Annotated in this window: 2 protein-coding genes and 1 pseudogene; 1 reads left to right on the forward strand and 2 read right to left on the reverse strand. The window is 69.6% G+C overall.

The genetic code is table 11. From position 1 onward, the window contains the following. Positions 1-471: glutathione peroxidase (locus ACFWI9_RS33250; RefSeq protein ID WP_387168741.1), on the reverse strand; the 471-nt coding region annotated here is incomplete at its 3' end. Positions 472-574: 103 nt separating this feature from the next. After that, positions 575-3,088, reverse strand: coding sequence for a DEAD/DEAH box helicase (locus ACFWI9_RS33255; protein WP_387168745.1), 2,514 nt, complete (start codon positions 3,086-3,088; stop codon positions 575-577). Between the two features lie 121 nt (positions 3,089-3,209). On the opposite strand from ACFWI9_RS33255, the pseudogene ACFWI9_RS33260 reads away from it, so the two are divergent. Further along, positions 3,210-3,977: pseudogene (locus ACFWI9_RS33260) on the forward strand (metal-dependent hydrolase); the annotation flags it as partial. Between the last annotated feature and the right edge of the window lie 91 nt (positions 3,978-4,068).

The raw sequence follows: 4,068 nt of genomic DNA on the forward strand, positions 1-4,068 counted from the left end.
CGCCTCGATCGCGGCCACGATCTCCGGTGCCTCGGGCTCCGTACGCGGCCGGAAACGGGTGACCTCGCCCTTGGGCGAGATCAGGAACTTCTCGAAGTTCCACTGCACGTCGCCCGCCTCGCCGTCGGCGTCGGCGACCTGGGTCAGCTCCGCGTACAGCGGGTGGCGGTCGTCGCCGTTCACGTCCGTCTTCTCCAGGAGTGGGAACGACACCCCGTACGTCGTGGAGCAGAACGTCTGGATCTCCTCCGCGCTCCCCGGCTCCTGGCCCAGGAACTGGTTGCACGGCACACCCAGCACCGTGAAGCCACGGTCGGTGTACTGCCGCTGCAACCGCTCAAGCCCCTCGTACTGCGGCGTCAGGCCGCACTTCGACGCCACATTGACCAGCAGCACCGTCTTGTCCGCGTACGCGGCCAGAGAGGTGGGCTCACCGCTCAGGGTGCGCAGGGGAATGTCGTGCAGACTCATCAGTCTCTCCTCGGTCACGTTCCTCGGCGCCCACTCTCGCACGCCCCGTCACGCGCGGCGCAGTCGACCCGGCACGCCGTCCCGTCCCGTCTGTCCGGCCCCGTCACAGCTGACCGACGGATGTGACCCGGACCACCGCCCGGCCCTCCTCGTCGGACGCCGCCAGATCGATCTCCGCGCTGATGCCCCAGTCATGGTCGCCGTTCGGGTCGGCGAAGGTCTGTCGGACCCGCCACAGACCGTGCGCCGGGTCCTCCTCGATCGCGAGCAGCTTCGGCCCCCGTGCGTCCGGACCCGTGCCCAGGTCGTCGTACTCGTCCCAGTACGCGTCCATCGCCTCGCCCCAGGCGTCCTCGTCCCAGCCGGCGTCGGCGTCCATGACGCCCAGCTCGGCGACCTGGTCCAGCGCGGCCAGCTCCACCCGGCGGAACATCGCATTGCGCACCAGCACCCGGAAGGCGCGGGCGTTGGCCGTGACCGGCTTGACCTGGTCGGCCTTCTCCTGGGCCTCCTCCGCGGTCTCCGTCTCCGGGTTCGCCAGCTGCTCCCACTCGTCCAGCAGGCTGGAGTCCACCTGGCGCACCATCTCGCCCAGCCAGGCGATCAGATCCTCCAGGTCCTCGGTCTTCAGATCGTCGGGGATGGTGTGGTCCAGGGCCTTGTAGGCGCTCGCCAGGTAGCGCAGCACGATGCCCTCGGTGCGTGCCAGCTCGTAGAAGGAGGTGAACTCGGTGAACGACAGCGCCCGCTCGTACATGTCGCGGATGACGGACTTCGGCGAGACCGGATGGTCGCCGACCCAGGGATGCGACTTGCGATAGAGGTTGTACGCGTGCCACAGCAGCTCTTCGAGGGGCTTCGGGTACGAGATCTCCTGGAGCCGCTCCATCCGCTCCTCGTACTCGACCCCGTCCGCCTTCATCGCGCCGACCGCCTCACCGCGCGCCTTGTTCTGCTGGGCGGCGAGGATCTGGCGCGGGTCGTCCAGGGTCGACTCCACGACCGACACCATGTCGAGCGCGTACGACGGCGACTCGGGGTCGAGCAGGTCGAAGGCGGCCAGGGCGAAGGTGGACAGCGCCTGGTTGAGCGCGAAGTCCTGCTGGAAGTCGACCGTGAGCCGGACGATACGACCCTGGGCGTCCGGGGTTTCGAGCCGCTCCACGATCCCGCCGTCCAGCAGCGAGCGGTAGATCGCGATAGCCCGCCGGATGTGCCGCAGCTGCTGCTTGCGCGGCTCGTGGTTGTCCTCCAGCAGCTTGCGCATCGCGTCGAACGCGTTGCCCGGGCGGGCGATCACCGACAGCAGCATCGCGTGGGTGACCTTGAACCGGGACGTCAGCGGCTCCGGGTCGGAGGCGATCAGCTTCTCGAAGGAGTTCTGCGTCCAGCCGACAAAACCCTCAGGGGCCTTCTTGCGGACGACCTTCCGCTTCTTCTTCGGATCGTCGCCCGCCTTCGCCAGCGCCTTCTCGTTCTCGATCACATGCTCGGGGGCCTGCGCGACCACGAAGCCGGCCGTGTCGAAGCCGGCCCGGCCGGCCCGGCCCGCGATCTGGTGGAACTCGCGGGAGCGCAGCGTCCGCACCCGGCTGCCGTCGTACTTGGTGAGCGCCGTGAACAGCACCGTGCGGATCGGGACGTTGACGCCGACGCCCAGAGTGTCCGTACCGCAGATCACCTTCAGCAGACCGGCCTGCGCCAGCTTCTCGACCAGCCGCCGGTACTTGGGCAGCATGCCCGCGTGATGGACGCCGATGCCGTGGCGCACATAGCGCGAGAGGTTGCGTCCGAACTTGGTGGTGAAGCGGAAGTTCCCGATCAGCTCCGCGATCTGGTCCTTCTCCTCGCGGGTGCACATATTGATGCTCATCAGCGACTGCGCCCGCTCGACCGCCTGGGCCTGGGTGAAGTGCACGATGTAGACCGGCGCCTGCTTGGTCTGGAGCAGCTCGGTCAGCGTGTCGGTGATCGGGGTCGTGCGGTACTCGTACGACAGCGGTACCGGGCGGGTCGCCGAACGCACCACCGCCGTCTCCCGGCCGGTGCGGCGGGTCAGGTCCTTCTCGAACATCGACACATCGCCGAGCGTCGCCGACATCAGCACGAACTGCGCCTGGGGCAGCTCCAGCAACGGGATCTGCCAGGCCCAGCCGCGGTCCGGCTCCGCGTAGAAGTGGAACTCGTCCATCACGACCTGGCCGATGTCCGCGGCCTTGCCGTCCCGCAGCGCGATGGACGCCAGCACCTCGGCCGTGCAGCAGATCACCGGCGCGTCCGCGTTCACGGACGCGTCCCCGGTGAGCATGCCCACGTTCTCCGTGCCGAAGAGCTTGCACAGGTCGAAGAACTTCTCCGAGACCAGGGCCTTGATCGGCGCGGTGTAGAAGGTGACCTCGTCCCTGGCCAGCGCGGCGAAGTGCGCGCCCGCCGCGACCAGGCTCTTCCCGGAGCCGGTCGGTGTGGAGAGGATCACGTTGGCCCCGGAGACCGCCTCGATCAGCGCCTCCTCCTGGGCCGGGTAGAGAGAGATCCCCCGGTCCTCGGCCCATGACGAGAAGGCCTCGAAGAGGGCATCGGGGTCGGCGTCCTGCGGCAGCTGATCGATAAGGGTCACGCCCCCATCTTGCCTGGCTTCCGGCCCCGACCGGGAACCGGCTGCCGAGCGGAAGATCGCTACCGCTAAGCTGCCTCGTCAACTGGGGCTGAGGACAACAGCAGATGGGGCGGGTACGAGCATGATGGGACCGGCGCACTCCCTGTCAGGGGCGGCAGCCTGGCTGGGGGTGGGAGCGGCCACCGCCGCCGCCGGCCATCCGATGCCATGGCCCGTGCTCGTCGTCGGGGCGCTGATCAGCGCGGGCGCGGCCCTGGCGCCCGACCTCGACCACAAGGCGGCGACGATATCCCGGGCCTTCGGACCGGTCTCGCGGGCGCTGTGCGAGATCGTCGACAAGCTCTCGTACGCGGTCTACAAGGCGACGAAGAAGCCGGGCGACAAGCGCAGGACAGGCGGCCACCGCACCCTCACCCACACCTGGCTCTGGGCCGTGCTGATCGGCGGCGGCACCTCGGCACTCGCCATGACCGGTGGCCGCTGGGCGGTCCTCGCGATCCTCTTCGTGCATCTGGTGCTCGCCGTGGAGGGCCTGCTGTGGCGGGCGGCCCGGGTCTCCAGCGATGTGCTGGTGTGGCTGCTCGGCGCGACCAGCGCCTGGATCCTGGCGGGCATCCTGGATCAGCCGGGCAACGGGGCTGCCTGGCTGTTCGCCGGCCCCGGCCAGGAGTACCTCTGGCTCGGTCTGCCGGTGGTGCTCGGCGCCCTGGTGCACGACATCGGTGACTCGATCACCGTGTCCGGCTGCCCGATCCTGTGGCCGATCCCGATCGGCAACAAGCGCTGGTATCCGGTGGGCCCGCCGAAGGTCATCCGCTTCCGCGCCGGCAGCTGGGTGGAGCTCAAGGTGCTGATGCCCGTGTTCATGCTGCTCGGGGGAGTGGGCGGGGGGGGGGGCGCGCTCCGCGAGTGGGGTGCGCCGCGCCGGGGCGGGGGGGACACCCCCCCGCGCGCCCGCCCCCCGGGCCGCCGCGCCCGCC

The organism is Streptomyces sp. NPDC127084 (assembly GCF_042724175.1).
In the GTDB taxonomy this organism is placed as follows: domain Bacteria; phylum Actinomycetota; class Actinomycetes; order Streptomycetales; family Streptomycetaceae; genus Streptomyces.